The following is a 3,416-nucleotide window of genomic DNA, read 5'->3' as shown; positions in this document are numbered from 1 at the left end:
GCGGGACTTTGTTTCTGGTTTTCCTGGCCGGGCCGATCATGCACGTTTGTGTGTGGGGTGTGTGGTTTGGGGTTGTTGTTTGAGAACTACATAGTGGACGCGAGCATCTTTTATAAGAAGCAATTTCCAAGAATATGAACCTGGATCTGGCTGCGCTGTTGATGCCCTTTGGGGTGTTGGGGTGTGGTTGGTTTTCGTGGTTCTCTCGTGAATTAGTTTTTTGATCTTTGTGGTCAAGTTTTTAAGAGCACACGGTGGATGCCTTGGCATTAGGAGCCGAAGAAGGACGTAGGAATCTGCGATAAGCCTGGGGGAGTCGATAACCGGACTGTGATCCCAGGGTGTCCGAATGGGGAAACCCCGCCAGGGGCGCGAGTCGCCTGGTGACCCGCATCTGAACACATAGGGTGCGTGGAGGGAACGCGGGGAAGTGAAACATCTCAGTACCCGCAGGAAGAGAAAACAATAGTGATTCCGTTAGTAGTGGCGAGCGAACGCGGATCAGGCTAAACCGTTCCATGTGTGATAGCCGGCGGGCGTTGCATGGTCGGGGTTGTGGGACTTTCCATACCAGTTCTGCCGGGCTGGTGGGGTGTGATGTGCAGGCATAGGTGAACGGTCTTGAAAGGCCGGCCAGAGAGGGTGTGAGCCCCGTAACCGAAATGTTGTGTACCGCCTGGATGAGTATCCCAAGTAGCACGGGGCCCGAGAAATCCCGTGTGAATCTGTCAGGACCACCTGATAAGCCTAAATACTCCCTAATGACCGATAGCGGACCAGTACCGTGAGGGAAAGGTGAAAAGTACCCCGGGAGGGGAGTGAAACAGTACCTGAAACCGTGTGCTTACAATCCGTCGGAGCCAGTCTGATTCTGGTGACGGCGTGCCTTTTGAAGAATGAGCCTGCGAGTTAGTGTTACGTCGCGAGGTTAACCCGTGTGGGGAAGCCGTAGCGAAAGCGAGTCTGAATAGGGCGTTGCAGTGGCGTGATCTAGACCCGAAGCGAAGTGATCTACCCATGGCCAGGTTGAAGCGACGGTAAGACGTCGTGGAGGACCGAACCCACTTCAGTTGAAAATGGAGGGGATGAGCTGTGGGTAGGGGTGAAAGGCCAATCAAACTTCGTGATAGCTGGTTCTCCCCGAAATGCATTTAGGTGCAGCGTTGCGTGTTTCTTACCGGAGGTAGAGCTACTGGATGGCTAATGGGCCCTACAAGGTTACTGACGTCAGCCAAACTCCGAATGCCGGTAAGTGAGAGCGCAGCAGTGAGACTGTGGGGGATAAGCTTCATAGTCGAGAGGGAAACAGCCCAGACCACCAACTAAGGCCCCTAAGCGTGTGCTAAGTGGGAAAGGATGTGGAGTTGCGAAGACAACCAGGAGGTTGGCTTAGAAGCAGCCATCCTTAAAAGAGTGCGTAATAGCTCACTGGTCAAGTGATTCCGCGCCGACAATGTAGCGGGGCTCAAGTACACCGCCGAAGTTGTGGCATTCAGATATTAGCTAAGCCCTTGTGGTTCAGGCGTCTGGATGGGTAGGGGAGCGTCGTGTGGGCAGTGAAGTCGCGGTGTAAACCAGCGGTGGAGCCTACACGAGTGAGAATGCAGGCATGAGTAGCGAAAGACGGGTGAGAAACCCGTCCGCCGAATGATCAAGGGTTCCAGGGTCAAGCTAATCTGCCCTGGGTAAGTCGGGACCTAAGGCGAGGCCGACAGGCGTAGTCGATGGACAACGGGTTGATATTCCCGTACCGGCGAAAAACCGCCCATGCTGAACAGGGGATACTAACTGCCCGAGACCTGCCCGATCACCCTTGTGGTGTGAGGGTTTTGGTGGAGCGCAGGACCTGATCCTGGGAGGCAAGCGTATTAACAGGTGTGACGCAGGAAGGTAGCCAAGCCGGGCGATGGTTGTCCCGGTCTAAGGATGTAGGGCGAACGGTAGGCAAATCCGCTGTTCATGATGCCTGAGATCTGATGGGACCCCCGTTTGGGGGGATTTGGTGATCCTATGCTGCCGAGAAAAGCATCGACGCGAGGTTTTAGCCGCCCGTACCCCAAACCGACACAGGTGATCAGGTAGAGAATACTAAGGCGATCGAGAGAATTATGGTTAAGGAACTCGGCAAAATGCCCCCGTAACTTCGGGAGAAGGGGGGCCCCAACCTTGAACACCACTTGCTGGTGGGAGGGGATCGGGGCCGCAGAGACCAGGGGGAAGCGACTGTTTACTAAAAACACAGGTCCGTGCGAAGTCGCAAGACGATGTATACGGACTGACTCCTGCCCGGTGCTGGAAGGTTAAGAGGACCGGTTAGCCGCAAGGCGAAGCTGAGAATTTAAGCCCCAGTAAACGGCGGTGGTAACTATAACCATCCTAAGGTAGCGAAATTCCTTGTCGGGTAAGTTCCGACCTGCACGAATGGAGTAACGACTTCCCCGCTGTCTCAACCATAAACTCGGCGAAATTGCAGTACGAGTAAAGATGCTCGTTACGCGCAGCAGGACGGAAAGACCCCGAGACCTTTACTATAGTTTGGTATTGGTGTTCGGAGTGGCTTGTGTAGGATAGGTGGGAGACGTTGAAGCCCGGACGCCAGTTCGGGTGGAGTCATCGTTGAAATACCACTCTGGTCACTTTGGACATCTAACTTCGGCCCGTAATCCGGGTCAGGGACAGTGCCTGATGGGTAGTTTAACTGGGGCGGTTGCCTCCTAAAAAGTAACGGAGGCGCCCAAAGGTTCCCTCAGCCTGGTTGGCAATCAGGTGTCGAGTGTAAGTGCACAAGGGAGCTTGACTGTGAGAGAGACATCTCGAGCAGGGACGAAAGTCGGGACTAGTGATCCGGCGGTACATTGTGGAATGGCCGTCGCTCAACGGATAAAAGGTACCTCGGGGATAACAGGCTGATCTTGCCCAAGAGTCCATATCGACGGCATGGTTTGGCACCTCGATGTCGGCTCGTCGCATCCTGGGGCTGGAGTAGGTCCCAAGGGTTGGGCTGTTCGCCCATTAAAGCGGTACGCGAGCTGGGTTTAGAACGTCGTGAGACAGTTCGGTCCCTATCCGCTGCGCGCGCAGGAAATTTGAGAAGGGCTGTCCTTAGTACGAGAGGACCGGGACGGACGAACCTCTGGTGTGTCAGTTGTACTGCCAAGTGCACCGCTGATTAGCTACGTTCGGATGGGATAACCGCTGAAAGCATCTAAGCGGGAAGCTCGCTTCAAGATGAGATTTCCATACACCTTGTGTGTGAGAGGCCCCCAGCCAGACCACTGGGTTGATAGGCCGGATGTGGAAGCGAGGACTAACGACTCGTGAAGCTGACCGGTACTAATAGGCCGATAACTTACACCACACACCACCGCCGTGAACGGCATTCAAAAGACGTTCACACCAGACGGTGGTAAAAGATA

The 3,416-nt window shown here is 54.6% G+C and carries 1 rRNA gene; it reads left to right on the top strand.

The features are described 5' to 3' along the window. Positions 1-231 precede the first annotated feature (231 nt). Positions 232-3,358: ribosomal RNA gene (locus tag AC50X7_RS18460) — 23S ribosomal RNA — on the top strand. Positions 3,359-3,416 lie beyond the last annotated feature (58 nt).

Source organism: Pseudarthrobacter sp. Hb11 (assembly GCF_059383655.1).
Note: the sequence above shows the minus strand (reverse complement) of the source record. Positions and strands in the feature narration are given on the sequence as shown.